Raw genomic sequence first — 26,635 nt, 5'->3', positions numbered from 1 at the left:
TCGGGGCGGGGCCCGCGCGGCGCATCCCATGTTGCCACGCAGCGGGGATTCCCGCACTAGGTCCCCCGGGATAGCTGGGGACGAAGCTTGGCGAGCAGCGCCGCACCTCTGTTCGACGCGCGAAGGATCGCCGATCGATGGATCGCGGACTATTGCGCCTCCGGCACGGCGGACGACATGCTCTGCGCCCATGCCCGCGACGATGCCGCCTGGCGCGCCGCGTTCGAGGAGCTGGCCGGGCTCTCGGGCGACAATCTGGAAGGCGCGCGCGAGCGGGCGCGCCGCCATGCCGAGGACATCGGCACCGGCTTCCGCGTCGCCGGTGAAGGCGAGGAGCGCCCCTGGCCGCTCTCTCCCGTCCCGCTGCTGATCCCCGAGGCCGAATGGCGGGGCATCGCCGCGGGCGTCGTCCAGCGCGCCGAAGTGATGGAGCGCGTGCTCGCCGATCTCTATGGCGAGGCCCGGCTGGTCGCCGACGGGCATGTGCCCGCCGCGCTCGTCACCGGCAGCCCGTTCTTCCTGCGCCCGCTCGCGCGTCTCGTGCCGCCGGGCGGCTGCCACCTCCAGGCAGTGGCGATCGACCTGGGTCGCGGCCCGGACGGCGCATGGCGCGTGCTCGCCGACCATCTGCGCGCGCCGGCCGGCGCCGGCTATGCGCTCGAGAACCGGCTGGCGATGGCGCAGGTGCTGGACGGGCTCCAGCTCCGGCTGAACATCGCCCGGCACGCGCCCTTCTTCGCCGCCTTTCGCGACGGGCTGGCCAAGCGCTGCCGGCGCGCCGAGCCGCGCATCGCGCTGCTCACGCCCGGCCGGCTCGACCCGAGCTATGCCGAGCAGGCGCATCTCGCCCGCTATCTCGGCTGGCTGCTGGTCGAGGGCGGCGATCTCGCGGTGCTCGACGACCGGCTCTATGTCCGCACCATCGTCGGGCTGAAGCGCGTCGATGCGCTGTGGCGCCGGCTCGATCCGCGGCTGCTCGATCCGCTGGCGCTCGACAGCCATTCGACCGTCGGCGTGCCCGGGCTGGTCGACGCGATGGCCGCGGGCAATGTCGTGATCGCCAATGCGCCCGGCGCGGGCCTGCTCGAGGCGCCCGCCTTTGCCGCCTTCCTCCCGCAACTTGCCGAGCTGCTGACCGGCGAGGCGCTGAAGCTGCCCGGCATCGCCACCTGGTGGTGCGGCCAGGATGCGGCGCGCGACCATGTCGAGGCGGCGCTCGACACCCTGCTTGTCGCGCCGGCCTTCGGCGTCGCGCCGCTCGGCCTGCCCGAAGGCAGGCCGGTGCTCGGCTCGGCGCTCCAGGGCGAGGCGCGCGCCGCCCTGCGCGCCGACATGGCGCGCCGGCCGCAGGATTATGTCGGCCAGGAAGTCGCCCACCTCTCGACCATGCCGGTGGTGGCCGAGGGCCGGCTCGTCGCGCGCCCCTTCACGCTGCGGGTGTTCGCGGCGCGTGGGGCGGACGGCGCCTGGACGGTGCTCCCCGGCGGATTCGCGCGGATCGGGGAACATGCCGATGCCCGTGCCGCGGTGATGGGCGAGGGCATGTGGTCGGCGGACGTCTGCGTCCATGGCGCGGATCCGGTCGAGCCGGTCTCGCTGCTGCCCGCGGGCGATTCCACCCGGCTGCGGCGCAACCCGGGCACGCTGCCCAGCCGCGTCGCCGACAACATGTTCTGGCTCGGCCGCTATCTGGAACGCGGCGAGGCGCAGCTGGGCGTGATCCGGGTGCTGCTCGGCAATTCGATCAGCGCGGACACCGGCGCCGCCCTTGCGGCAGACACGGTGCGCCGGCTCGCCGACATCCTGGTCGCCGGCAATGCCGCGCCGGCGCCCAAGGCGCTCCGCCGCGCCGACCTGACCGAGCTCGCCCGCGCCGCGCTCGAGGGTGGCGAGGGATGGTACAGCGTCGCCGCGATCAACGCGCAGGCACGCATGATCGGCGGCGTCTCGCGCGACCGGCTGGCGGCGGACATGGTGCGGCTGCTCGACGCGCCCTTTCCGGCGCGCGGGGAGCTGCTGGACAAGGCCGGCGCGCTCCAGCGGCGCTATTCGGCGCTGGCGGGGCTCGCCGCCGAGCATATGGGGCGCACCGATGCCTGGCGGTTCCACGACATGGGCCGGCGGATCGAGCGGGCGCTGGCGACGCTCCGCTTCCTGCGGGCGTTCGGCCGGGCGGACGCGACCGGCGACGATCTCGGCACGCTCCTCGACCTGGCGGACAGCCAGATCAGCTATCGCCAGCGCTATCTGACCGGCATCGCCCGCGTGCCGGTGCTCGACCTGGTCGCGCTCGATCCGGGCAACCCGCGCGGCATCGCCCATCAGGTGGCGGCAATCTCGGGCCATCTGGACGCGCTGCCGGTGCTCTCCGACGACGGGCTGGCCGAGCCGCAGCAGGAGCAGGCGCGCGAACTGGCGGCGATCCTGGTGACCGCCCATGCCACGCGGATCGACGATGCAATGCTCGCGGGGCTGGAGCTGCGCCTCGCCCATCTCTCCGATGCAGTCGCGCGGCGCTATTTCCTGCAGGGGGCGGAGCCGCTGCGCGCGGCCGGGCTGGTCCTCGCCTGATGCTCTATCGCATCCGCCATGTGACGCGGTTCGACTATGCCCAGCCGGCGGCGTTCGCGCGCTGCAACCTGCGATTGAAGCCGATCCTGTGGTCCGGCCAGCACGTGCTCGACCATGCCCTGTCGGTCGAGCCGGGCGGGCGCATCTTCCCGGCGCGGGCCGAGGCGGGGCTCGCCAATGTCGTGCGGCTGGTGCTCGAGGCGCCCACCAACAGGCTGACGATCGAGAGCAGCGCGCGCATCCGGGTCGACCGGCCGATCCCGGTGCCGTCGCCGGGCGACCGCACGCTCGCCGATATCGCCGGGCTGGCGCGGGCCAGTCGCGACGTTTCGCCGGCGGGCCCGGCCGCCTATCTCTTCCCCTCGCCGCAGATCCCGCTCGACGCGGCGATCGCGGAATGGTGCGCACCCGATCTGGCGCCCGATCGCGGCGTGCTCGATGCCGCCCATGCGCTTGCCGTGCGGATCCAGCGCAGTTTCGACTTCGATCCCAGCGCCACGCTGGTCGACACGCCGCCGCGTGCCGCCTTCGACAAGCGGCGGGGCGTCTGCCAGGATTTCGCGCAGATCATGATCTCTGGCCTGCGTGCCGCCGGCCTGCCTGCCGCCTATGTCTCCGGATATCTCCGCACCCTGCCGCCGCCCGGCCGGCCGCGGCTGGTGGGCGCGGATGCGACGCATGCCTGGGTGCTGGTCTGGGCCGGGCCCGAGCTGGGCTGGGTCGGCGTCGATCCCACCAACGGCATCTGGATGGCCGAGGACCATGTCGTGGTCGCGATCGGCCGCGACTATGCCGAGATCGCGCCGATCGACGGCATCGTCCTGGGATCGGGCGCGCAGGACATGCACGTCTCGGTCGATGTCGAGCCGCTGGAGGAGACGGCGGCATGGCCTGTATTCCGGGAGGGGAGTTTGTTCCCCGGCCCTTGCGTTAGCGGGCGGACACGCCGAAATACGGCGCGTTCGAAGGGGTTTTGATGGCAGCTGATCCGTATTCCGTCCTGAACGTGGCGCGTGGCGCGAGCGAGGCCGATATCAAGAAGGCCTATCGCAAGCTCGCCAAGGAGCTGCATCCGGACCGCAACAAGGACAATCCCAAGGCGGCGGAGAAGTTCAGCCAGGTCACCCAGGCCTATGACCTGCTGACCGACAAGGACAAGCGCGCCCGCTTCGATCGCGGCGAGATCGATGGCGACGGCAATCCCGTGAATCCGTTCGGCGGCTTCGGCTCGGGCATGGGCAGCGGCGGTCAGGGCGGCTTCCGCGCCGATTTCGGCGGCGGCGGCGAGGCGGGCGGCTTCGGCGATATCTTCGAGGGGCTGTTCGGCGGGATGGGGGCGCGGCGTGGCGGCGGCGGCTTCTCCGGGGGCTTTGGCGATTTCGGCCGCCGCGCCGCGCCCAAGGGCGCGAACATCGCCTATCGCCTGGCGGTGAGCTTCGAGGATGCGGCCAGGCTGGCGGCACAGCGCATCACGCTGCGCGACGGCAAGACGATCGACCTGAAGCTTCCCGCCGGGCTCGAATCCGGCACCCAGATGCGCCTTGCCGGCAAGGGCGAGGAAGGGCCGGGCGGTGCGGGCGACGCGATCGTGACGATCGAGATCCAGCCGCACCGCTTCTTCCAGCGCGACGGCGACGATATCCGGCTCGACCTGCCGGTGACCCTGTCCGAGGCCGTGCTCGGCGCGGAGGTGCGCGTGCCGACGCCCGATGGCGCGGTGATGCTCAAGGTGCCCAAGGGTTCCTCCTCGGGCAAGACGCTGCGCCTCAAGGGCCGCGGCTTCCACAAGAAGGCCGCGGGATCCACTGGCGGGCGGGGCGACCTGCTCGTCACGCTGATGGTCGAGCTGCCGGTGGACGACGATGCGCTGATCGAGTTTGCCAGGGGCTGGCACGACAAGGGGAACCCGCGTGGCCGCATGGGCGTCTAACACCTTGTGACAACAGGGGAAGATTCGGGTGACGCGAAAGCGGGGCCGGGGCTTGGATCCCGCATCCTCGCCTTGCTCGCCCGCATCGGACTGGGCCCCCGATTCTGGCATGTGGTCAAGCGGGTGCTGGTCGGCACGTTCCAGGACGGATTCACCTATGCCGGCAACCTGGCCTATCTCAGCCTGGTCACGCTCTTCCCCTTCTTCATCGTCGCCGCCGCGATCGCGCAGCTGATCGGCCGCAGCTCCGAGGGCATCCACACGCTCGATGCGTTCCTGCGTACCGTGCCGCCCGACGTGGCCGAGCTGCTGCGCAAGCCGGTGTCCGACGTGCTGATGGCGCGGACCGGCAACCTGCTCTGGTTCGGCGCGATCGTCGGCCTGTGGACCGTGGCCGGCTTCATCGAGACCATCCGCGGCATCTTGCGCCAGGCGTATGGCGTCCGCTCGGGCACGCCCTTCTGGCAATATCGGCTGGGGGCGATCGGGATGATCATCGCCTCGGTGATCATCACCATGGCGGCGTTCAGCTTCCAGGTGATCCTGACCGCCGTCGAGCAGTTCCTCTACACCATCTTCCCCTGGGCATCCGAGGCGCAGCGCATCGTCTCGCTGAGCAAGATCGCGCCCGCCATCGCGCTGTTCGGTGCGCTCTACATCCTGTTCTACTCGCTCACCCCCGGCCGCTACCGGAAGAGCAGATGCCCCAAATGGCCGGGCGCGCTGTTCACCGCGGCCTGGTGGCTGCTGGTCACTGCCCTGCTGCCGAAGATCCTCGGCACGCTCGGCAATTACGACCTCACCTATGGCAGCCTGGCCGGCGTGATGATCGCGCTGATCTTCTTCTTTCTCGTCGGACTGGGGCTCGTCGTCGGCGCGGAGTTGAACGCGGCTCTGGCGGAAACGCCCGAGAACGGTCTAGAGGAACCCAGAGAAAGGGAGAATACGCCGTCGTGACCGGATTGATGCAGGGCAAGCGCGGGCTGATCATGGGCCTCGCCAATGACAAGAGCCTCGCCTGGGGCATCGCGAAGAAGCTCAGCGAACAGGGTGCCGAGCTGGCGTTCAGCTATCAGGGCGATGCGCTGCTGAAGCGCGTGAAGCCGCTGGCCGAGCAGCTGGGCTCGGATACGCTGATCGATTGCGACGTGTCGGACATGGACGCGCTCGACACGGCGTTCGCCACGCTCAAGGCGAAATGGCCGACGATCGACTTCGTCGTCCACGCGATCGGCTTCTCGGACAAGTCGCAGCTGCGCGGGAAGTTCTACGACACCACGCTCGACAATTTCCTGATGACGATGAACATCTCGGCCTATTCGCTGGTCGCGGTGGCCAAGCGCGCGCGCGAGATGATGCCGGACGGCGGCTCGATCCTCACGCTCACCTATTACGGGGCCGAGAAGGTGATCCCGCACTATAACGTGATGGGCGTCGCCAAGGCCGCGCTGGAGACCAGCGTGAAATATCTCGCGGTCGACATGGGGCCGGAGAATATCCGCGTGAACGCGATCTCGGCCGGCCCGATCCAGACCCTCGCTGCGCGCGGGATCGGCGACTTCAACTATATCCTGAAGTGGAACGAGTTGAACTCGCCGCTCCGCCGCACCGTGACGATCGAGGATGTCGGCGGCGCCGGGCTCTACATGCTCTCGGACCTGGCGGCCGGCGTCACCGGCGAGATCCACCATGTCGATGCGGGCTATAACGTGATCGGCATGAAGGCCGAGGACGCGCCGGACATCGCGCTTTCGTGAGCATCGCCATTCGCCCTGCGACGGGCGGGGACGTCGCCGCGATCGACGCCCTGCTCCGCCGGGCCTTTCCGGCGGAGGACGAGGCCAGGCTGGTCCAGCGGCTGTGCATCGACGGCGACATGGTGCTGACCCTGGTGGCGGACGACGAGGAGACCGGCGCGCTGGCCGGCATGATCGCGTTCAGCCGGATGGACGTTGCCATCGCCGGCAAGCCGATCGCGGCGGTGGCGCTCGCGCCGCTGGCCGTCGGGGCGGCCTGGCGCAGGCAGGGCGTGGGCGAGGCGCTGGTGCAGGCCGGGATCGCCCAGCTTGCCGATGCGGGCGCGATGCTCGCCTTCGTGCTCGGCGATCCGGCATATTATGGCCGATTCGGCTTCGCGGCGGAATGGGCGCGCGGATTTGCCTCGCCCTATGCCGGCGACTATCTGATGGCGCTGCCGCTGCAGGGCGGCGCCATGCCGTGCGGGGTGCGCGGCGCCGCGACGCACGCACCGGCGTTCGCACAGCTGGGCGGGGAATAGTGAGCTTCAACACCTTCGGACGCGTCTTCCGCTTCACCACCTGGGGCGAGAGCCACGGCCCGGCGCTGGGCGCGGTCGTGGACGGCTGCCCGCCGGGGCTGGCCCTGTCCGAAGGCGATATCCAGCCTTTCCTCGACAAGCGCCGCCCCGGCCAGTCGCGCTTCACCACCCAGCGCCAGGAGCCGGACCAGGTCCGCATCCTCTCGGGCGTGTTCGAGGGGCGCACGACCGGCACGCCGATCGCGCTCCACATCGACAATGTCGACCAGCGCTCCAAGGACTATTCGGAAGTCGCCAAGGCCTATCGCCCCGGCCATGCCGATTATGCCTATGACGCCAAATACGGCTTTCGCGACTATCGCGGCGGCGGGCGCAGCTCGGCGCGCGAGACGGCGGCCCGGGTGGCGGCGGGCGCGGTGGCGCGGCTGGTGATTCCCGAAGTCACGATCCTCGCCTGGGTCGAGGCGATCGGCGGCGACGCGATCGACCCCGCCAATTTCGATGCGGCCGAGATCGGCAACAACCCCTTCTTCTGCCCCGACGCCGAAGCCGCCAAGCGCTGGGAGGCGCTGGTCGACGGCGCGCGCAAGGCAGGCTCGTCGCTCGGCGCGGTGATCGCCTGCGAGGCGAGCGGCGTGCCCGCCGGCTGGGGGGCGCCGCTCTACGCCAAGCTCGACAGCGAGCTGGCCGCCGCCTGCATGTCGATCAACGCCGTGAAGGGCGTCGAGATCGGCGACGGCTTCGCGGCCGCCGCGCTCACCGGCGAACGGAATGCCGATGCGATGCGCCCGGGCAATGACGGCAGGCCCGTCTTCCTCGCCAACCATGCAGGCGGCATCGCGGGCGGCATCTCGACCGGCCAGCCGGTGCGCGTGCGCGTGGCGTTCAAGCCGACCAGCTCGATCCTGACGCCGGTCGAGACCGTGACGCGCGAAGGCGAGGCGACCGAGATCATGACCAAGGGGCGCCACGATCCCTGTGTCGGCATCCGCGGCGTGCCGGTGGTCGAGGCGATGGTCGCACTCGTCCTCGCGGACCAGAAGCTGCTCCACCGCGCGCAGACGGGCTGAGCGCTCCGCAGCCCGGGGCGGGGCGCGATCCTCCCCTCCCGGCAATCTTCGCGTCTTCGGCCCGTCCCTCGTCCGGCTCGGCTCGCTGCCCAGCCGTGCGCGGGCCGGGGCTGGCCGTAACATCGGGAAACAATCCGGACATGCGCGGCGGCTCGAAGGGTCTTCGGCAAAAACCGAAGGAGGATTGCCCCGTTATGTTGCTCAAGACCCTGATCGGCGCCGCGGCGCTGCTGGCTGCCCCCGCGGCCTTCGCCCAGACGACTTCCCCCACCGATCCGTCCGCGACCTCGCCGACGGAGCACCCTGCTCCTGCGCCGGCACCCGATCCGAGCGCCAATCCCCCGGCGCCCGCGCCGGATGCCGCCACGGCCACGCCCGCGCCCGATCCGGCTTCCCCCAGCCAGGATCCGGCGATGTCCGAAGATTCGGACAAGCGTGGCAAGAAGGACAAGAAGAAGCCCCATTAAGGGCTCCTGACGCAGGGGATGCGCTACCCGCTCTGGCCGGACGGGTAGCGCATTGCCTCGGCGGTCCGCGCGTCGATCGCGGGCCGGGCCGGATCAGTCCGCGAAGGGATCGCGGACCAGGATCGTGTCCTCGCGCTCGGGGCTGGTCGAGACCAGGGCCACCGGGCAGCGGATCAGCTCCTCCACGCGGCGGATATATTTGATCGCGGCCGCCGGCAGTTCGGCCCAGCTGCGCGCGCCCGCGGTGGTTTCCTGCCAGCCCGGCATCGTCTCCCACACCGGCTCGACCGCGGCCTGATCGGCGGCGTTCGAGGGATAATAGTCGATCGCCTCGCCGCGCAGCCGATAGCCGACACAGACCTTGATCTCGTCGAAGCCGTCGAGCACGTCGAGCTTGGTCAGCGCGATGCCGGTGATGCCGGAGACGGCGGCCGACTGGCGCAGCAGCACCGCGTCGAGCCAGCCGCAGCGGCGCTTGCGCCCGGTGACGGTGCCGAACTCGCGGCCGCGCGTGCCAAGCCGCTCGCCCACGTCATTGTCCTGCTCGGCGGGGAAGGGGCCCGAGCCGACGCGGGTGGTATAGGCCTTGGCGATCCCCAGCACGAAGCCGACCGCGCCCGGGCCCATGCCCGAGCCCGAAGCGGCGGTGCCCGCCACCGTGTTCGACGACGTGACGAACGGATAGGTGCCGTGATCGATGTCGAGCAGTACGCCCTGCGCGCCTTCGAACAGGATGCGGCGGCCGCGCTCGCGGGCGGCATTGAGCGCGCGCCATACCGGCTGGGCAAAGGGCAGGACGAAGCCGGCGATCTCGCGCAACTGCTCGACCAGCGCCGCGCGGTCGATCGGCGGCTCGCCGAAGCCGGCGCGGAGTGCGTCGTGATGCGCGGTCAGGCGATCGAGCTGGGGGCCGAGATCGTCGAGATGGGCCAGGTCGCAGACGCGGATGGCGCGGCGGCCGACCTTGTCCTCATAGGCGGGGCCGATGCCGCGCCGGGTGGTGCCGATCTTGCCCGCGCCGCTCGCATCCTCGCGCAGCCCGTCCAGGTCGCGGTGGAAGGGCAGGATCAGCGGGCAATTGTCGGCGACCATCAGCGTGTCCGGCGTCACGTCCACGCCCTGGGCGCGGATCCGCTCCACTTCGTCGCGCAGCGCCCAGGGATCGAGCACCACGCCGTTGCCGATCACCGAAGGGGTGCCGCGCACGATGCCCGAGGGGAGCAGCGAGAGCTTGTAGACATTCTCGCCGACCACCAGCGTGTGGCCGGCATTGTGGCCGCCCTGGAAGCGCACGACCATGTCGGCGCGCTCGGCGAGCCAGTCGACGATCTTGCCCTTGCCTTCGTCGCCCCATTGGGCGCCGATAACCGCTACATTTGCCATGGATACACGTCTCCGCCTGCCGGGGCGGGCCCGAAGCCGCCCTTCGACAGGACTCGGCGGCTGGGCGGTACGGAGGCCGGGGCGCGGGGCGCCGGAGCCGCGGCGCGCATGGCCCGCGCCGGCGATTCGGTCAAGACCCTATGCGTCCAGCGCGGCGCGAACGGCGGTGGCGAGGCGATCGAGATCGAAGGGCTTGGCGAGGATCGTCTCGCCCGCCACGCGCGCCGTTTCCGGGGCATAGCCGCTGGTCAGCAGCACCCGGAGCCCGGGCAGCTTCGTGCGGGCGCGGGCGGCCAGCTCATGGCCGGTCAGCTCGGGCATCACCACGTCGCTGAACAGCAGCGAGACGTGCGGCACCCGGTCGATCAGCCGCAGCGCCTCGGGGCCGTCGCGCGCGCCGAGCACCTGATAGCCGAGCTCGCGCAGCGCCTCGATCGAATAGTTGCGCACCCGTTCCTCGTCCTCGACGACGAGCACCACTTCGCCGGGCCGGCCGCCGGCGGGCGCCGACGCGGCCCGCTCGGACCGCGCCGCCGGTGCTTCGCCCTGGTGGACGGGCAGATAGAGATGCACGGTGGTGCCCCGGCCCGGCGCGGTCTCGATCCGCACCGCGCCGCCCGACTGGCGGACGAAGCCGAACACCTGGCTGAGCCCGAGGCCGGTACCCTTGCCGACGCCCTTGGTGGTGAAGAAGGGGTCGAAGGCGCGCGCGGCGACTTCGGGCGTCATGCCGGTGCCGCTGTCGGCCACGGCGATCTCGACATAGCTGCCCGGCTGCAGTTCCAGCCCCGCCGCCTCGGCCGCGTCGAACCGCGCATTGGCGGTGGTGAGCACCAGCCTGCCGCCGCCCGGCATCGCGTCGCGCGCATTGACCGAGAGATTGAGGATCACATTCTCGAGCTGGTTGGGATCGGCCAGCAGCGGCGCGATGCCGGGCGGCAGCACGGTCTCCACCGTCACGTCGTCGCCCAGGGTGCGGACGAGCAGTTCGATCATGCTCTCCACCATCGCATTGGTGTCGATCGCCACCGGAGCGAGCGGCTGCTGGCGCGAAAAGGCGAGCAGCCGCTGGGTGAGGCCCGCAGCGCGAGTGGCGCCGTCGCGCGCGGCGGTGATGTATTTGCCGATGTCGCGATTGCCCTGCTTCAGCCGCCGCTCGAGCAGGTCGAGCGCGCCGATCACCACGGCGAGCATGTTGTTGAAGTCGTGCGCGATGCCGCCGGTGAGCTGGCCGACCGCTTCCATCTTCTGCGCCTGGCGCAGCCGCGCCTCTGCCGCCATCAGCTGCTCGGTGCGCTCGCGCACGGCCGCCTCGAGCGCCTCGCGCGAACGGGCGAGCACTTCGCGCGCATCGACAATGTCCTGGATATCGGTGCAGGTGCCGAACCAGCGGGTGATCCGGCCCCGCTCGTCCCGTACCGGCTGGGCGCTGCCCAACACCCAGCGATACCGGCCCGAGCGATGGCGCAGCCGATATTCGATCCGATAGCGCTCGCCCGTTTCCAGGCTGTGGTGCCACTCGGCCCAGGTGCGTTCGCGGTCGTCGGGGTGGAACATGTTCTTCCACGCCTCGCCATCGGTGCTGCCCGGGGGCACGCCGGTATATTCGTACCAGCGGTCGTTGTAATAATCGTGATAGCCGTCGGGCAGCGACGACCAGACCATCTGGTCGATCGAATTGGCGATGGCGCGGAACTTGGTTTCGCTTTCCCGCAGCGCCGCCACTGCCTCGATGCGTTCCACCGCGTCCCAGGCCGTTTCCGCCACCGCTTCGACAAAGGCGACTTCCTCGGCCGACCAGCGGCGCGGGGCGGCGGTGTTGATCGACATCACCGCCACCCATTGCCCGCCGCGCAGCAGCGGCACGCCCACGCCCGCGCCGGCGATGTGCGCCAGCCCCGGCGCCTCGCGCGCGACGTCGTGGAGCACCACGGTGCGCCCGATGCGATAGGCGCGGGCATTGTCTCCCAGCGCGTCGATCGCCAGCGTGTCTTCCAGCGGAGCCAGCACGTCATTGCTCCAATGCGGGCCGAAGCGCACTTCGTCGCCCTGCACGCGGTGGAAACCCACCCGGTCGAGCCCCAGCTGCTCGCCCAGCGCCGCCGCAGTGAAACGCATCACCGCGTCGGCCGAATCGAGCGCCCGCTGATGATCGGCCAGCGCGCCGAGAAACGCCTGGGCTTCGTTCGCCTCGCGCAATTCCTCTGCGGCGTCGCGCGCGGCTTCCTCGGCCAGCTTGCGCTCGGTGATGTCGAAGGCGACGCCGGGGAAGCGTAGCGGGCGGCCTTCGTCGTCGAAGGTCGCGCGGCCCTGGGCGCTCACCCAGCGCAGCGTGCCGTCGGGCTGGATCAGCCGATATTCCTCGTTGAACGGAACGCGCTCGCCAAGCGTGCGGGCGATGCCCGCTTCCAGCCGGGCGCGGTCGCCGGGATGCACGTTGACGAAGAACTGCGCGATCGGCGTGCCCGTGCCGGCCAGCCCCTCGTCGACGCCGTAGAGGCGCAGGAAGCGGGCATCCGCCGCGACCAGGTCGGCAGGCACGTCCCATACCCAGGTGCCGACGCCGAGCGAGGCGTTGAGGGCGAGCTGCAGCTGCTCCTCGCTCCGGCGCAGCGCCTCTTCCGCCGCCGCGCGCTCGCTCACGTCGTTGGCGGCGACGAAGATATCGGTGGTGTTGCCGCGCTCGTCCTTGACCGGCTGATAGACGAAATCGAGGAAGCGCGTCTCGGGCGGCGCATCGGCGCTGCGCTGGAGCAGCACCGGCACGCCGTCCGCGCGGAAGGGCTCGCCGCTGGCATGGACGGTGTCGAGCAGGGCGACGAAACCCTGGTCGACCAGCTCCGGCAGCGCCTCGGCCACCGTCCTGCCGAGCACCGGGCGCCCGCCGACCAGCGCGAGATATTCCGAATTGGCGAATTCGAAGCGATGCTCCGGGCCGTGGAGCAGCGCAATCGCGCCGGGCGCCTGCTCGAACAGGTCGCGCAGACGCGCCGCTTCCGCCAGGCGCGCCCGCTCGGCCAGCACGGAGCGCGTCGTCTCGTTGCCCTGATTGATCAGCCCGCATACCCGGCCCGCGCCGTCGCGAATCGGCGTGAAGCTGTAGTTCCACCAGGTCTCCTGGCTGCGGCCGGCGCGTTCCATCGCCAGGAACTGGTCGTAGATCGCGAAGCCCCGCCCCGTGGCAGTCACGCTTGCCATCTGCGGGCCCACCACGTCCCAGATGTCGCGCCACACTTCGCGCGCCGGGCGGCCCAGCGCGCCGGGATGGCGCTCCGCCGGGATCGGCGCCCAGGCATCATTGTAGAGGAGGTGGAGATCCTCGCCCCAGTAGATGGCGGTGGGAAAGGTCGAGGCGAGTGCCAGGTCGAGCGCGAAGCCGAGCGCGTCGGGCCAGGTTTCGGGCGGCCCGAGCGGGTGGTTCGCCCAGTCGAACGTGCGGATTCGTTCCGCCATCTCGCCTTCGTGATCCAGAAAGCGCGGGGCGGCGTCCATGGCCCCAACCGATGCGGGGGCCCGGCGCGCGAGTCAACCGACCGAGTCAACTCGACTTGCCCGCGCGGGCGGCTATGGATGGAGCAAAGGAGAGACCGATGAAGCTCGCAAGCCTGAAGAACGGCCGTGACGGCAAGCTGGTAGTCGTATCGAACGACCTGGCCTGGTATGCCAGTGCCGACATGATCGCGCCGACGCTGCAGGCGGCACTCGACAATTGGGACCGGGTCGAGGCCGATCTGCGGAACCTCGCCACCGATCTCGACCATGAAGTGATCCCGCGCGAGCGTTTCCACGAACGGCTTGCCGCCGCGCCGCTGCCGCGCGCCTATCAATGGGCCGATGGCTCGGCCTATGTGAACCATGTCGCGCTGGTGCGGCAGGCGCGCGGGGCGGAGATGCCCGAGAGCTTCTGGCACGATCCGCTGATGTATCAGGGCGGCAGCGACGGGTTCCTCGGCCCGCGCGACCCGATCCCGCTCGCCGACGAAGCCTGGGGCTGCGACCTGGAAGGCGAAGTGGTGGTCGTCACCGGCGACGTGCCGCTGGGTGCGAGCCGCGAGGAGGCGCTCGCCGCGATCCGGCTGGTCGGCCTCACCAATGACGTTTCGCTGCGCAACCTGATCCCCGGCGAGCTCGCCAAGGGCTTCGGCTTCTTCCAGTCCAAGCCGGCCAGCGCCTTCTCGCCGGTCTTCGCCACGCCCGATTCGCTGGGGGACTGGTGGCAGGACGGCAAGCTCCATCGCAGGCTGATGGTCGATGTGAACGGCAAGCCCTTCGGCCGGGCCGAGGCCGGGGTGGACATGACCTTCGACTTCGGCACCCTGGTCGCCCATGCCGCGAAGACGCGCAAGCTCGGCGCCGGCACGATCATCGGCTCGGGCACGGTTTCGAACCGCGGCGCGGATGGCGGGCCCGGCACGCCGGTGGGCGAAGGCGGCGTCGGCTATTCGTGCATCGCCGAGATCCGGACGATCGAGACGATCCGCGGCGGCGCACCGGTCACGCCCTTCCTCAAGGCCGGCGACACGGTGCGCATCTGGGCCGAGGACGACCGGCACCACCCGATCTTCGGCGTGATCGAGCAGACCGTCGGGGGATAGGTTGCGAACCCGGCCCGGCCTCCCGATCTCCGTGTCATGACGATGGAGAACGGCTATTCGGTGTTCGAGACCGCCGCGGGTTTCGCCGCGATCGGCTGGAACGCCAGCGGCATCCGCAGCTTCCGACTGCCCCCTGGCACGGCGCGGGAGGCGGAGCGTTCGCTGCTGCGCCGCCTGCCGGATGCGAAGGCGGTGCCGCCGCCGCCGCAGGTGCAGGCCGTGATCGATGATGCGCGGCGCTATTTCGCCGGGGAGCGCGTCGACTTTGCGGGCGTGGCCGTCGATCTCGGGCGGCAGGAGCCCTTTTTCGACCGCGTCTATGCCCATGTGCGCCAGCTCGGCTGGGGCGAGACGGCGACCTATGGCGCGATCGCCAGGGCGCTCGACGCGGGGCCGGAATTCGCGCGCGACGTCGGCCAGGCAATGGCGGCCAATCCGGTGCCGTTGATCATTCCCTGCCACCGCGTGACGGCCGCGAACGGGCGCATCGGCGGCTTCTCCGCGCCTGGCGGGTCGCTGTCCAAGGCGCACATGCTCGCCCTCGAGGGCGTCGAGGTGCAGGACGGCATCGTCACCCGCGACATGCCGCAGCTGGGCCTGGGCTTCTAGAAGCCGAACGATCCCTGCCGGTCGATCAGCGGCCAGCGGCCCAGCTCGATATGCTGGTGCGCGCCCAGGATCGAGTGGATCAGCACGAAATCGGTCGCATCCCAGCCGATCGGCTCGATCCTCTGCGTGAAGGGGCGGCCCTTGCGATAGAGCAAGGTGACGTGCGGGTGGAACTCCCAGCCCCGGCGGAGCAGCGTGGCGGCGGCCAGGCCGCGCTGCAGCTGGCGGCCCAGCTCGGCGAGCGCGTCGATCTTGCGGGCGGGCCGCAATGCGATCGAGTCGCCGCCCGCCGAGACGCGGTCGAGCATGACCGGCACCGGCGCCGCCGCGACCTGCGCGCCGATCGCGATCAGCTGCTTGGCCTCGGCATAGGGGCGGTGGTCGAAATCCTCGGTGATGCCGAGAGTCATGTGCAGCCGGTCATTCCCTACCAGGGCATCGGCCAGCCCGAGCCGGTCGCGCTGGACGCCGATCAGGTTGCGGGCCAGCGGTGCCGGGCGCAGCGCGTAGAACAGGCGGTGTCCGTGGATCGGCATCAGTGGAAGTCCCGCGAGCGCACCGGAATCAGGTCCGGCGCCTTGAGGCTGCGGCGCGGCGGCCCGCTGTCGGCGGGGCGCTGGCGGGGCGCGGGCCGCTCGCGCGGGTCGATCTCGCCGCCATGCGTCGCCCCGTCGCCGGGCATGGTCGCGCGGGGCAGGTCGAGTTCGCCGACTTCGCGCAGCCATGGCGTGAGGTCGGTGATCCGTTCGGCGACGAGATGGATGACGATGCCTTCGCGCTGCACCCGGCCGGCGATCGCCAGCATCGTCGCCGACATCACGGTGCGGCGATCGGCTTCGAACCGGTCTGCCCAGAGCACGGCATTGGCGATGCCGGTCTCGTCCTCCAGCGTGACGAACACCACGCCCTTGGCGCTGCCCGGCCGCTGGCGGACGAGGATCAGGCCGGCGACCTCCACCCGCTGCCCGTCCTTCATGTCCAGCAGGTCCGCGCAGCGTGCGATCCGCCGGGCCGCGAGCCGTGCGCGCAGGAAGGAGAGGGGGTGGGCGCGCAGCGACAGCTGGGTGGCGCGATAATCCTCCACCACTTCGCGCCCCTCGGTGAGCGGCAGCAGCGCCACCTGCGGCTCGGTGATCTCGGCCATGCTCGCATTCATGCGGGCATCGGCGGCGGCGAACAGGTCGAGCGGCGCCTGTCCCAATCCCCGGATCGCCCAGAGCGCCTGGCGCCGGTCCAGGCCGAGTGCCCGGAAGGCATCGGCGCGCGCCAGCCGTTCGAGCGCGGCGGGTTTCACGCGGGCACGGCGCCAGACGTCCTCGATCGAAGCGAAGCGGGCCTGTGCGCGCGCCTTCAATATGGCCTCGGCATCTTCCTGGGACAGCCCCTGCACGATCCGCATGCCGAGCCGGATCGGCTGCAGGCCCGCCCAGTCCGCTTCGGTGCCGCAGAAGCGTGAATCCCGTGCACGCGGGTTCGATCCCTCGGGCACCATCCGCGTGTCCCAGTCGCTGTCGTTGATGCAGACGGCGCGCGCTTCCACCCCATGCGTGCGCGCATCGCGGATCAGCTGGGCGGGCGCATAGAAGCCCATCGGCTGCGCGTTGAGCAATGCCGTGCAGAACACGTCCGGGTGATGGCATTTCATCCAGCTCGAGGCATAGGCGATCTTGGCGAAGCTGGCGGCGTGGCTCTCGGGAAAGCCGTAATTGCTGAAGCCCTTGATCTGCTCGACCATCTGCGCGGCGAAGGTCTCGCTGATCCCGTTCCTGCGCATGCCCTCGATCAGCTTGGGGCCGAACTCGCCGATATCGCCGCTCGACTTGAACGTCGCCATCGCGCGGCGCAGCCGGTCCGCCTCGCTGGCGGTGAAGCCGGCGCCGACGATCGCCACCTGCATCGCCTGTTCCTGGAACAGCGGCACGCCCAGCGTCTTCTTCAGCACCGCCTTCAGCCTGGGCGAGGGATAGTCGACCAGCTCCGGATTCTGCCGGCGCTTCAGATAGGGGTGGACCATGTTGCCCTGGATCGGCCCGGGCCGGACGATCGCGACCTGGATCGCGATGTCGTAGAAATTCACGGGCTTCATCCGCGGCAGCATCGACATCTGCGCGCGGCTCTCGATCTGGAACACGCCCAGCGTATCCGCCTGCCGGATCATCTCGAAGGTCGGCGCGTCCTCGCCCTGCATCAGCGGCGCGGCGAGGGTGAGATGGATGCGCTTGTGCGCGGCCAGCAGGTCGAAGGCGCGGCGCATGCAGCCGAGCATGCCGAGGCCGAGGATGTCGACCTTCATGAAGCCCAGTTCCTCGATATCGAGCTTCTCCCATTCGACGACATGGCGATCGATCATCGCGGCGGGTTCCACCGGGATCAGGTCGTGCAGCCGGTCGCGGGTGAGCACGAAGCCGCCGGGATGCTGGGAGAGGTGGCGCGGCGTGTCGACCAGCTGGCGCGCGAGCTCCAGGGTCAGCGCCAGCCGCGGATCGTTGCGGTCGAGGTTGAGCGTATCGGCATGGCGGTCGTCGACGTCGTTCGACCAGCCCCAGACCTGGGAGGAGAGCGCCGCGGTCATGTCCTCGGGCAGGCCCATCGCCTTGCCGACCTCGCGCAAGGCGCTGCGCGCGCGGAAGCGGATCACCACCGCGGTGAGCGCGGCATGATCGCGGCCATAGGTGTCGTAGATCCACTGGATCACTTCCTCGCGCCGCTCATGCTCGAAATCGACGTCGATGTCGGGCGGCTCCTTGCGCTCGGTCGAGATGAAGCGTTCGAACAGCAGCTGGTGTTCGATCGGATCGATCGACGTGATGCCCAGCGCGAAGCAGATCACCGAATTGGCAGCGCTTCCCCGCCCCTGGCAGAGGATCTGCTGGCTCAGCGCGAACTGGACGATCGAATTGACCGTGAGGAAATAGGGCGCGTAGCCCATCTGCTCGACCAGGCCGAGTTCATGGGCGAGCAGGTCCCGGTGCGCCTGCGAGGGCTTGCCGGCGAATTTCTGCCTGAGCCCGTTCCAGGCGAGCGCGGCGAGCGCCTCCTGCGCGCTGCGGCCATGGATGACCTCTTCCTCGGGATATTGGTGCCTGAGGTCGCGAAGAGTGAAGGTGCAGCGCTCGGCGATCGCCTCGGAGGCGGCGAGCGCCTGCGGATAGTCGCGGAAGCGGCGCGCCATTTCCTCCGGCGACTTCAAGTGCCGGTCGGCGCTGCGTTCGCGGCGGAAGCCGAGTTCGTCGATCGTGCATTTCTCGCGGATCGCCGTGACCACGTCCTGCAGCATGCGCCGGTCGGGCGTGTCGTAGAGCACGTCGCCGGTGGCGAGCGGCGTGAGGCCGAAGCGGCGGGCGGCGAGGTTCAGTTCGTGCAGCCGCATCGCGTCGCCCGGGCGGCGATGCTGCGTGAGGCAGACATGGCCGCGCTCCCCGAACAGGTCCGCAATCCATTGGAGGGCCTGGGGGTCGCCGCGATCGGCGAGGCCGGGCACCAGCGCGCCGACCATCCCCTGCGCCGCCTCGGCCAGGTCCTCCCAATGGAGGAAGCACTGCCCCTTCTCGCCCTTCTGCGCGTCCGCCCGCGACTTGCCGAGGGTGAGCAGCCGGGTGAGCCGCGACCAGGCGGCACTGTCTTCGGGCCAGACCAGCACCGAACTGCCATCGGCCAGGTCGAGCCGGCAGCCGGCGATCATCCGGATCGGCACGCCGAGATCGCTGAACTGCTCTGCCGCGACCAGCGACCGCACCACCCCGCCCACCGAATTGCGATCGACGATGCCGAGCGCGGGCAGGCCGAGCAGCGCGCCCGTGCGGAACAGGTCCTCGGGCGAGGAGGCGCCGCGCAGGAACGAGAAATGCGTGGTCACCTGGAGTTCGGAATAGGTCATCCGAACACGCCGTGGAGATACCAGCTGAGATCGCCGGTCACCGCGCGCTCGCCATCGCCCGAGCGGAACAGCCAGTAGCGGCGGCCCGTCTCGTCCTCGACGCGGAAATAGTCGCGCACGCTCATCCGCTCGGCATCGCGCTTCCACCATTCGCCCTGGATGCGCTCGGGCCCGTCGGCATGGATCACCTGATGGGCGCGCCCGCGCCAGGTGAAGCGGCGCGGGGCATGGTCGGGCAGCTCGGCCATGACGTGATCGAGTCGTTCGGGCCGGGCGAGCAGCCGCGCCGGGCGCGGCCAGCCCGGGTGCCAGGGCGGCAAGGGCGGGTTGCGATCGAGCTGGCGGACATCGTCGAGCTTCGCGCGCAGCGCTCCGCGCGCGGGCGGATCGAGCACCGGCGCGCGCATCAGGGATCGCTCGGGCACGTCGCTTTCCACCGGCCGCATCCGCCACATGGCCGCCGGGCCGATCCGCGTCGCCAGCGTGTCCACCAGCGTGGCGAGGTCGGGCGCGGCTTCCTCGTCCAGCCGCTCGATCGCCGGCTCGGGCCCGAGCATGGCGGCGCGGCGGACATGGAGGGTAATCGCATCGATGCCGTAACCCGGCTCGACATCCTGGATTCGGCGCTTGAGCAGGCGGAGCAGATGGGCGCCGTTGCGATTGGGGCGGGCAAGGCCGATGCGGATGCGCTGCGGCACGCCGTCGACGCGTTCGGCGATGCACTCGAGCGCCTGCACGCCCAGCCCCTCGGCCTCGAGCGCGGCGGCGAGGCGCGGCGTGAGCACGCCCAGCCAATGCTCGATCGCCTCGGCGGTGGCGATCGGCTCGGCGAAGCGCTGGCGGACGGCGATCGCCTCGGGCGGGATCACCGGGGCGAGCGGTTCGGCGACGCGGCCCAGCGCCTGGTCGAGCCGCAGCACCGTAGCGGCGCCGAAGCGGCGGACGAGCGGCGCGCGGGGCAGGGCGGCGAGCTGGCCGATCCGGTCGATGCCCAGGCGCCTGAGCAGTTCCACTGCCGCCGCGTCGATGCGCAGCGCCGGGGTGGGGAGGTCGTCGAGCGCGCGGGCCTGCTCGCCGGGCGGGCAGATGCAGTTGCCCTGGAACCGCGCGAGCGCCCAGGCGGCGCCGGGGGTGTCGGCGATGGCGATGCGGGCGGCGAAGCCGGCGCGCGCGAGCAGCGTCACGATGCGCCGCGCCATCCCTTCCTCGCCGCCGAACAGATGCGCGGTGCCGGAAAGGTCGAGCATCAGTCCCTCCGTTCCGGACACCGCCACCACCGGCGACCAGCGCCGCGCGGCAAGGATCGCCAGGCTCTCGAGCGATGCGAGATCGCCCTCCGGATCGGCCGGGCGGATGTCGAGCCCCGGCACCTGCGCACGTGCCTGGGTGACTGCCATGCCGGGCCTCAGCCCCAGCGCCTGGGCGGCGGGGCAGGCGGCGGCGATCTCGATACGGCTGCCGTTGCGGAGGGAAGTGACGAGGGGCTTTAATTCCTCCCCGGAACGGGGAGGGGGACCAAGGCGCGAAGCGGCTTGGTGGAGGGGGGCTTCCACCGGCGACAGCATTTGAGGAGAACCCCCTCCACCACCGCCTGAGGCGGTGGCCCCCCTCCCCGTTCCGGGGAGGAGTTGAGGTTCATCCTCCTGCGCCCATCTGGCGCCCGGCCGCCAATGCCCCTCGTGCTGCGCGGGCTTGCGGAGCGGGGCTTGCGGAGCGGGGAGCGCGCGCGCGTCAGGCCGCGCGCCGGCGCGCCGTTCCGCCCGCCACAGCCTTTCGATCGGCCACAGGGGAAGGAAGAGCGCAGCGACCCGTTGCATCGCATGCCTCCACTATCGTCTCGAAACCCTCGCCCCCCTTTTGCCGCGCCAGCTCCAGCCGCCAGCGCGGCCGCCCGACGCCCGCCACCGGCAGCGGCGCCGAAGGGGCGCAGGTCACGCGCCAGCGCGTCACCGCCGCCGAAGGCATGCCGATCGGGTCGCTCCCCTCGCGCGCGGCGCGCTTCAGCAGCAGCGCGATCGTCCGCCCGCCCTCGGCCGCCAGCTGGAGCCGGCGCGTCGCGGTCATGTCCGCGCGCCTGGCCTCGCCGATCACCGCGCCCAGTCCGCGGTGGCGCAGCCCTTCCTCCATGATCGCCAGCAGTTCGGCATCGTCCTTCGCCTCGGCATAGATCAGGCGCTTGGGATCGAGCCCCGACTGGGCGAGACCGGGCGCGAACAGGTCGCGCCGCCGCACCACCCAGAGCACCGGGCCCCAGGCGCGCGCCGCGATTCCGGCGAGGAACAGGGTGGCCGCGCAATCATCGGCCATGTCGCTCGTGCCCGCCGCCACTTCGTGCAGGGCGTCGAGCCTGAAGCCGCCATCGGCGAGGCGCGAATCGATTGCCTCGATGCCGAAGGGCAGCGAAGGCCGCCGGCGGAATCCACCGGTCTCGAGACCGCGCAGCGTGTCGCGCAATTGCTTCAGGACGGCAGGATCGGCCATAGGGCGCACGACTCGGAGAACAGAATGTTCCTATTCTGTTCCTTATTGCCGACGAGTCAATTGCCATTCCGCGGCACCTCCCTAAGCTCGGCTCGATTCACCGATTCCAGGGAGCCTTCGGAACTTGATCCGCAACCTCAGCCGCCGCCAGGCGCTTCTCGGCACCAGCGCCTTGCTCGCAACGCCTTTCATGGGGAGCCTGATGGCCAAAGCCGCCGACATCGTGGACGCCGCGCCTCTGCTCAAGCCCTGGCCGGGCGGCTATGGCGGCGTGCCTCCCTGGGACAAGTTCAAGGTGGAGATGTTCCCTGCCGCCTTCGAAGCGGCGATCGCCGAACAGCGCCGGGAGATTCATGCGATCCGCGACGCGCGCACCGCCCCCACCTTCCACAGCGTGATCGAGCCGATGCAGAAGGCGGGCGACACGATGGACCGTGTCGAATCGGCCTGGGGCGTCTATGAGAGCAACCTGGCCGACAAGCAGGTCCAGGCGATCGATCGCGAATGGAGCCCCAGGCTCACCAGGGCGAATGACGAGCTGTTCCTCGATCCTTTGCTCTTCGCGCGGATAAAGGGCGCGTACGACACGCGCGCCGGCCAGAAGCTCGATGCGCAGCAGCTGCGCCTGCTCGAGCGCAGCTATCGCGGCTTCGTCCGCCGCGGCGCCGCCCTTTCCGATGCCGATCGCGCCGAGGTCAGCCGGCTCAACCAGGCGCTCGCCTCGGCCTTTTCCGATTTCAGCCGCCATCTGCTGGCGGACGAGGAGACCTGGATCGTCCTCGATTCCGAAGCCCAGCTCGCCGGGCTGCCGGACAGCTTCAAGGCCTCGCTCGCCAGCGCCGCCGCCGATCGCGGGCTGGCCGGCAAATGGGCGGTGGTCAACACCCGCTCCTCGGTCGCGCCCTTCCTCACCTATTCGACCGACCGGGGGCTGCGCGAGAAGGTGTGGCGCGCCTTCGTCTCGCGCGGCGACAATGGCAATGCGAACGACAACAAGGCGGGCATCGCCGAGATACTGAAGCTCCGCCAGCAGCGCGCCAGGCTGCTCGGTTTCAGGAACCATGCCTATTACCGCATGGACGACACCATGGCCGAGACCCCGGCCAATGCGATGAAGCTGATGATGGCGGTATGGCCCGCCGCCCGCGCCCGCGTCACGCAGGAAGTCGCCGACATGCAGGCGCTCGCCGATCGGGAAGGGGCGAAGATCGCCATCGAGCCCTGGGACTATCGCTTCTATGCCGAGAAGGTCCGCAAGGCGAAGTACGACCTGGATGAGAGCGAGGTGAAGCCGTATCTCGAGCTCGGCAACATCCTCCAGGGCGCCTTCTACGCTGCCGGCCGGCTCTACGATCTCGGCTTCCGGGAAGTGAAGGACGTGCCGGTCTTCGATCCCGCCGTGCGGACCTTCGAAGTGACCGATACGCGCACCGGCAAGAACATCGGCATCTTCTATTTCGACGGCTATGCCCGGTCGGGCAAGCGCTCGGGCGCCTGGGCGACGCGCTATCGCGGCCAGCAGAAATTCGGCGGCGTGCGCAACACGCTGGCTTCGAACAACAATAATTTCGTCAAGGGCGGCGCCGGCGAGCCGACGCTGATCAGCCTCGACGATGCGACGACGCTGTTCCACGAATTCGGCCATGCGATCCACAGCCTGCTCCAGAACGTCACCTATCCGGGGCTGGCCGGCACGCCGCGCGACTTCGTCGAATATCCCAGCCAGGTGAACGAGAACTGGCTGCTCACCCGCGACGTGCTGGATAAATACGCGAAGCACTACAAGACCGGCGCGCCGATGCCGCAGGCGCTGGTCGACAAGATCGAGAAGTCGTCGACCTTCAACCAGGGCTTCGACACGGTCGAATATCTCGCCTGCGCGATCCTCGACATGCAGCTGCACGACCGCGAAGTGCCGGTGACCGACATCGCCGCGTTCGAGAAGGAAGCGCTGGCGGCACTCGGCATGCCGAAGGAGATCGTGCTGCGCCACCGCATGCCGCAGTTCGGCCACCTCTTCTCGTCCGACGCCTATTCGGCCGGCTATTATTCCTATCTCTGGTCCGAGACGATGGACGCGGACACCTGGGCGGCGTTCCAGGAGGCGGGCAATGTCTGGGACAAACCGACCGCCGATCGTTTCCGCGCGACTTTGCTTTCCACCGGCAACGAGACCGACCGCAAGCTCGCCTATCGTGCGTTCCGGGGAAGGGATCCGGACGTGTCGGCGCTGTTCAGGCGGCGCGGGTTCCCGGTCGCATGAAGGCTGCGCTCGCCATCGCCCTGATGCTCCTCGCGCCCGGTATTGCCTGGGCGCAGGACGCGCCAGTGCCCAAAACCCACTATCTTCCGCCGGATTTCGCGCCGAACAAAGACGGGTTCCTCGAAGGCTGGTTCGGCAAGCATCTCGCCTCGATGGAAGAGCCGGTGCTGTGGGCGCCGCATGCACTGGACGGTTATCGCAGCCGCTTCCGCATGCTGGTGCTGCCCAGTTTCTCCCAGCCCTATGTGATCCGTATTGATCAGCGGGCCGATGGCCGGGCGCTGATCCACTACACGCTTACCAACGGCAGGGGCGGCTATGGCCCGGGCGTGGCCATCCGCCGCAAGACGCAGGCGCTCGATGCCGATCGCTTCGCGCGGGTGACGGATGCGCTCGCCGCCGCTCGCTTCACCGCGCGCCTGCCCGACAATGGGGGCGGCCAGGAGTTCGCCGACGCCCCGCGCGACGAGGAGATGGCGATCTGCATGGACGGCACCCAACTGGTATTCGAGCTGCTCGACGCCGCCGGCGATCATGTCGTCACCCGCCACGAATGCACCCTCGACGTACAGACTCGCGCGTTGGTGGCGGCCATGCTGAATGCGGCGGATATCGTGCCCGATGGGAAGCGCGGCGACCCGATGCCCTGACCCTCGCTTCGACGCGAATTCCCAGCATTTCGGGCGGCATTTCAGGTCAGCACCCCTGACCTACTTGCGCCGGGCTTTGAAATTTTATAACAATAGCGCGAAACGTGATTCCCGCGCGTTTGGCGACGGGAGCCTATGTCCGGAGAGCCCATGTCGAGCGAGCGCGATCGCGCCAATCTGCCCCCGCTTGCGCTGCACGTGCCCGAGCCGCGATTCCGCCCGGGGGACGAAGCGGACTTCAGCGACATCGTGGTGCCGCCCGCCGGCGTCACCCGCCGCCCCGACACCGCCGATGCGGCTTCCAGTTTCCATGAGCTGGCGTACGGCCTGGTCCGCGTCCTCGATGACGAGGGCAATGCGGTCGGCCCCTGGGATCCGCGGCTCGATGCCGATGCCAAGCGCCGCATGCTCCGCTCGATGGCGCTCACCCGCGCGTTCGACGAGCGCATGTTCCGTGCCCAGCGCCAGGGCAAGACCAGCTTCTACATGAAGTCCACCGGCGAGGAGGCCGTCTCGATCGGAGCGGCGATGGCGCTGGCCGGCGACGACATGTGCTTCCCCTCCTATCGCCAGCAGGGGATCCTCATCACGCGCGGCTATCCGATCGTGCAGATGATGAACCAGATCTATTCGAACAGGGCCGATCCGCTCGAAGGGCGCCAGCTGCCGATCATGTATTCCTCGAAGGAGTTCGGCTTCTTCTCGATCTCGGGCAATCTCGCCACCCAATATCCCCAGGCGGTCGGCTGGGCGATGGCGAGCGCGGCCAAGGGCGATACGCGCATCTCCGCCACCTGGTGCGGCGAAGGCTCGACGGCGGAGGGCGACTTCCACTCGGCGCTGACCTTCGCGACGGTCTACAAGGCGCCGGTTATCTTCAACGTCGTCAACAACCAATGGGCGATATCGAGCTTCTCCGGTTTCGCCGGGGCCGAGGCGACCACCTTCGCCGCGCGCGCGATCGGCTATGGCATTGCCGGCCTGCGCGTCGACGGCAATGACGCGCTGGCGGTGTACGCGGCCACCGAATGGGCCGCCGAGCGCGCGCGGACCAACCAGGGCCCGACGCTGATCGAGCATTTCACTTATCGCGCCGAGGGCCATTCGACCTCCGACGATCCCACCGCCTATCGCTCGGCCGGCGAGCCCAATGCCTGGCCGCTCGGCGATCCGATCCGCCGGCTGAAGGAACATCTCATCGCCATCGGCGAATGGGACGAGGCGCGCCACGCCGCGCAGGACCTGGAGCTTGCCGAGCTGGTCAAGGCCTCGCAGAAGGAAGCGGAGAAGAACGGCATCCTCGGCCATGGCATGCACCAGCCCTTCGAATCGATGTTCGAAGGCGTGTTCGAGACCATTCCCTGGCACCTGAAGGAACAGCAGCAGCAGATGCTGGACGAGCAGAAGGCGGCCGGCCTGTGAGCGACGAGATCGTGGGCGACGTGACGCAGATGAACATGATCCAGGCGATCAACTCCGCCATGGACGTGATGATGGCGCGCGATCCGAACGTGATCGTGATGGGCGAGGATGTCGGCTATTTCGGCGGCGTCTTCCGCGCCACTGCCGGCCTCCAGGCCAAATATGGCAAGGCGCGCGCCTTCGACACGCCGATCACCGAGATCGGCATCATGGGCGTGGCGATCGGCATGGGCGCCTATGGCCTGCGCCCGGTCCCCGAGATCCAGTTCGCCGATTACATCTATCCGGCGCTCGACCAGCTCGTCTCCGAAGCGGCGCGGCTGCGCTATCGCTCGGCGGCGGACTTCACTGCGCCGATCACGATCCGCTCGCCCTATGGCGGCGGCATCTTCGGCGGCCAGACCCATTCGCAGTCGCCGGAGGGCATCTTCACCCATGTCTCGGGCATGAAGACGGTGATCCCCTCGACGCCGTACGACGCCAAGGGCCTGCTGATCGCGGCAATCGAGGACAATGATCCCGTCCTCTTCCTCGAGCCCAAGCGCATCTACAACGGCCCGTTCCACGGCCATTACGATCGTCCGGCCAAGACCTGGGCCGATCATCCCGGTGCCCAGGTGCCCGAGGGCCATTATCGCGTCGAGCTGGGCAAGGCCGCGGTGGTCCGCCCGGGCGAGGCAGTGACGATCCTCTGCTACGGCACGATGGTGCACGTCGTCGCCAACACGGTCGAGGAACTCGGCATCGATGCCGAGATCGTCGACCTGCGCACGCTGGTGCCGCTCGACATCGACACGATCGAGGAATCGGTGAAGAAGACCGGCCGCTGCCTGATCGTGCACGAGGCGACGCGCACCTCGGGCTTCGGCGCCGAGCTTTCGGCCCAGGTGCAGGAGCGCTGCTTCTACCATCTCGAAGCCCCGATCGAACGCGTGACCGGCTTCGACACGCCCTATCCGCACAGCCTGGAATGGGCCTATTTCCCCGGGCCGGTGCGCATCGGCACCGCCCTCAAGAAGATCCTGAAGGACTGACCCGC

20 protein-coding genes are annotated in these 26,635 nt (G+C 69.8%); 14 read left to right on the top strand and 6 right to left on the bottom strand.

The window, feature by feature from the left end; all coding sequences use genetic code 11:
* Nucleotides 1-87: 87 nt before the first annotated feature.
* The 8 genes from FHR20_RS12230 (at nt 88) to FHR20_RS12195 (ending at nt 8,316) form a co-directional block, all read left to right on the top strand.
* On the top strand, nt 88-2,571 hold the full coding sequence (locus FHR20_RS12230; RefSeq protein ID WP_167299904.1) for a circularly permuted type 2 ATP-grasp protein: 2,484 nt from the start codon (nt 88-90) through the stop codon (nt 2,569-2,571).
* Nucleotides 2,571-3,548, top strand: a complete 978-nt coding sequence (locus FHR20_RS12225; RefSeq protein ID WP_167299903.1) for a transglutaminase family protein — start codon at nt 2,571-2,573, stop codon at nt 3,546-3,548. The genes FHR20_RS12230 and FHR20_RS12225 overlap by 1 nt, the downstream gene beginning before the upstream one ends.
* Nucleotides 3,548-4,501: a DnaJ C-terminal domain-containing protein gene (locus tag FHR20_RS12220; protein ID WP_167299902.1), complete on the top strand. Its 954-nt coding sequence runs from the start codon at nt 3,548-3,550 to the stop codon at nt 4,499-4,501. Before FHR20_RS12225 ends, FHR20_RS12220 begins: the two co-directional genes overlap by 1 nt.
* A gap of 72 nt (nt 4,502-4,573) precedes the next feature.
* The gene (locus FHR20_RS12215) at nt 4,574-5,458 is read left to right on the top strand and encodes a YihY/virulence factor BrkB family protein (protein ID WP_208413569.1); all 885 of its coding nucleotides are present in this window, start codon (nt 4,574-4,576) and stop codon (nt 5,456-5,458) included.
* On the top strand, nt 5,455-6,258 hold the full coding sequence (fabI, locus tag FHR20_RS12210) for an enoyl-ACP reductase FabI (protein WP_167299901.1): 804 nt from the start codon (nt 5,455-5,457) through the stop codon (nt 6,256-6,258). Before FHR20_RS12215 ends, fabI begins: the two co-directional genes overlap by 4 nt.
* Entirely contained in the window at nt 6,255-6,779 is a 525-nt protein-coding gene (locus FHR20_RS12205; RefSeq protein ID WP_167299900.1) for a GNAT family N-acetyltransferase, read from the top strand. The genes fabI and FHR20_RS12205 overlap by 4 nt, the downstream gene beginning before the upstream one ends.
* Nucleotides 6,779-7,849, top strand: coding sequence for a chorismate synthase (gene aroC, locus FHR20_RS12200; RefSeq protein WP_167299899.1), 1,071 nt, complete (start codon nt 6,779-6,781; stop codon nt 7,847-7,849). The genes FHR20_RS12205 and aroC overlap by 1 nt, the downstream gene beginning before the upstream one ends.
* Before the next feature lie 194 nt (nt 7,850-8,043).
* Nucleotides 8,044-8,316, top strand: coding sequence for a hypothetical protein (locus FHR20_RS12195; protein ID WP_167299460.1), 273 nt, complete (start codon nt 8,044-8,046; stop codon nt 8,314-8,316).
* A gap of 93 nt (nt 8,317-8,409) precedes the next feature.
* Here FHR20_RS12195 and FHR20_RS12190 read toward each other — a convergent pair whose 3' ends face one another.
* Together FHR20_RS12190 and FHR20_RS12185 are read right to left on the bottom strand one after the other, a co-directional pair.
* A complete protein-coding gene (locus tag FHR20_RS12190) occupies nt 8,410-9,699 on the bottom strand; it encodes an adenylosuccinate synthase (RefSeq protein WP_167299898.1) in 1,290 nt (429 codons plus the stop codon).
* 138 nt (nt 9,700-9,837) lie between these two features.
* On the bottom strand, nt 9,838-13,152 hold the full coding sequence (locus FHR20_RS12185) for a PAS domain-containing protein (protein ID WP_167299897.1): 3,315 nt from the start codon (nt 13,150-13,152) through the stop codon (nt 9,838-9,840).
* A gap of 137 nt (nt 13,153-13,289) precedes the next feature.
* Here FHR20_RS12185 and FHR20_RS12180 point away from each other — a divergent pair, with 137 nt between their 5' ends.
* A complete protein-coding gene (locus FHR20_RS12180) occupies nt 13,290-14,294 on the top strand; it encodes a fumarylacetoacetate hydrolase family protein (RefSeq protein WP_167299896.1) in 1,005 nt (334 codons plus the stop codon).
* Between the two features lie 36 nt (nt 14,295-14,330).
* Nucleotides 14,331-14,903 carry a methylated-DNA--[protein]-cysteine S-methyltransferase gene (locus FHR20_RS12175; protein WP_167299895.1) on the top strand — a complete coding sequence of 191 codons (573 nt, stop codon included), beginning with the start codon at nt 14,331-14,333 and terminating at the stop codon, nt 14,901-14,903.
* On the opposite strand, the gene FHR20_RS12170 is transcribed toward FHR20_RS12175, so the two are convergent.
* The 4 genes from FHR20_RS12170 to FHR20_RS12155 form a co-directional block, all read right to left on the bottom strand.
* A complete protein-coding gene (locus FHR20_RS12170; RefSeq protein WP_167299894.1) occupies nt 14,900-15,439 on the bottom strand; it encodes a 2'-5' RNA ligase family protein in 540 nt (179 codons plus the stop codon). The genes FHR20_RS12175 and FHR20_RS12170 overlap by 4 nt on opposite strands.
* The gene (locus FHR20_RS12165) at nt 15,439-18,780 is read right to left on the bottom strand and encodes an error-prone DNA polymerase (protein ID WP_167299893.1); all 3,342 of its coding nucleotides are present in this window, start codon (nt 18,778-18,780) and stop codon (nt 15,439-15,441) included. The genes FHR20_RS12170 and FHR20_RS12165 overlap by 1 nt, the downstream gene beginning before the upstream one ends.
* Nucleotides 18,777-20,345: a DUF6504 family protein gene (locus FHR20_RS12160; protein ID WP_167299892.1), complete on the bottom strand. Its 1,569-nt coding sequence runs from the start codon at nt 20,343-20,345 to the stop codon at nt 18,777-18,779. Before FHR20_RS12160 ends, FHR20_RS12165 begins: the two co-directional genes overlap by 4 nt.
* A 166-nt stretch (nt 20,346-20,511) precedes the next feature.
* On the bottom strand, nt 20,512-21,261 hold the full coding sequence (locus tag FHR20_RS12155) for an ImuA family protein (RefSeq protein ID WP_167299891.1): 750 nt from the start codon (nt 21,259-21,261) through the stop codon (nt 20,512-20,514).
* 124 nt (nt 21,262-21,385) lie between these two features.
* Between FHR20_RS12155 and FHR20_RS12150 the strand changes: the two genes are divergently transcribed.
* The 4 genes from FHR20_RS12150 (at nt 21,386) to FHR20_RS12135 (ending at nt 26,630) form a co-directional block, all read left to right on the top strand.
* On the top strand, nt 21,386-23,524 hold the full coding sequence (locus FHR20_RS12150; RefSeq protein WP_243857298.1) for a M3 family metallopeptidase: 2,139 nt from the start codon (nt 21,386-21,388) through the stop codon (nt 23,522-23,524).
* Nucleotides 23,521-24,174 (top strand): hypothetical protein, encoded by a 654-nt coding sequence (locus FHR20_RS12145; protein ID WP_167299890.1) that lies wholly within the window; start codon nt 23,521-23,523, stop codon nt 24,172-24,174. The genes FHR20_RS12150 and FHR20_RS12145 overlap by 4 nt, the downstream gene beginning before the upstream one ends.
* Nucleotides 24,175-24,324: 150 nt before the next feature.
* Nucleotides 24,325-25,596 carry a 3-methyl-2-oxobutanoate dehydrogenase (2-methylpropanoyl-transferring) subunit alpha gene (locus FHR20_RS12140; RefSeq protein ID WP_167299889.1) on the top strand — a complete coding sequence of 424 codons (1,272 nt, stop codon included), beginning with the start codon at nt 24,325-24,327 and terminating at the stop codon, nt 25,594-25,596.
* 29 nt (nt 25,597-25,625) lie between these two features.
* Nucleotides 25,626-26,630, top strand: coding sequence for an alpha-ketoacid dehydrogenase subunit beta (locus FHR20_RS12135; RefSeq protein WP_167300497.1), 1,005 nt, complete (start codon nt 25,626-25,628; stop codon nt 26,628-26,630).
* Nucleotides 26,631-26,635 lie beyond the last annotated feature (5 nt).

The sequence above is a fragment of the Sphingomonas leidyi genome (assembly GCF_011761945.1).
GTDB classification, from domain to species: Bacteria; Pseudomonadota; Alphaproteobacteria; order Sphingomonadales; family Sphingomonadaceae; genus Sphingomonas; species Sphingomonas leidyi.
The sequence above is the reverse complement of the archived record's forward strand: the minus strand, read 5'-3'. Positions and strand labels throughout refer to the sequence as shown.

Bases quoted from the DNA above. Each gene is read 5' to 3' on its own strand.
- FHR20_RS12185 (WP_167299897.1), bottom strand. From the start codon at position 13,152: ATGGCGGAACGAATCCGCACGTTCGACTGGGCGAACCACCCGCTCGGG.
- FHR20_RS12140 (WP_167299889.1), top strand. From the start codon at position 24,325: ATGTCGAGCGAGCGCGATCGCGCCAATCTGCCCCCGCTTGCGCTGCAC.
- FHR20_RS12190 (WP_167299898.1), bottom strand. From the start codon at position 9,699: ATGGCAAATGTAGCGGTTATCGGCGCCCAATGGGGCGACGAAGGCAAG.
- FHR20_RS12160 (WP_167299892.1), bottom strand. From the start codon at position 20,345: ATGCTGTCGCCGGTGGAAGCCCCCCTCCACCAAGCCGCTTCGCGCCTT.
- FHR20_RS12135 (WP_167300497.1), top strand. From the start codon at position 25,626: ATGAACATGATCCAGGCGATCAACTCCGCCATGGACGTGATGATGGCG.
- FHR20_RS12155 (WP_167299891.1), bottom strand. From the start codon at position 21,261: ATGGCCGATCCTGCCGTCCTGAAGCAATTGCGCGACACGCTGCGCGGT.
- FHR20_RS12145 (WP_167299890.1), top strand. From the start codon at position 23,521: ATGAAGGCTGCGCTCGCCATCGCCCTGATGCTCCTCGCGCCCGGTATT.
- FHR20_RS12170 (WP_167299894.1), bottom strand. From the start codon at position 15,439: ATGCCGATCCACGGACACCGCCTGTTCTACGCGCTGCGCCCGGCACCG.
- FHR20_RS12180 (WP_167299896.1), top strand. From the start codon at position 13,290: ATGAAGCTCGCAAGCCTGAAGAACGGCCGTGACGGCAAGCTGGTAGTC.
- FHR20_RS12225 (WP_167299903.1), top strand. From the start codon at position 2,571: ATGCTCTATCGCATCCGCCATGTGACGCGGTTCGACTATGCCCAGCCG.
- FHR20_RS12220 (WP_167299902.1), top strand. From the start codon at position 3,548: ATGGCAGCTGATCCGTATTCCGTCCTGAACGTGGCGCGTGGCGCGAGC.
- FHR20_RS12175 (WP_167299895.1), top strand. From the start codon at position 14,331: ATGACGATGGAGAACGGCTATTCGGTGTTCGAGACCGCCGCGGGTTTC.
- FHR20_RS12165 (WP_167299893.1), bottom strand. From the start codon at position 18,780: ATGACCTATTCCGAACTCCAGGTGACCACGCATTTCTCGTTCCTGCGC.
- FHR20_RS12195 (WP_167299460.1), top strand. From the start codon at position 8,044: ATGTTGCTCAAGACCCTGATCGGCGCCGCGGCGCTGCTGGCTGCCCCC.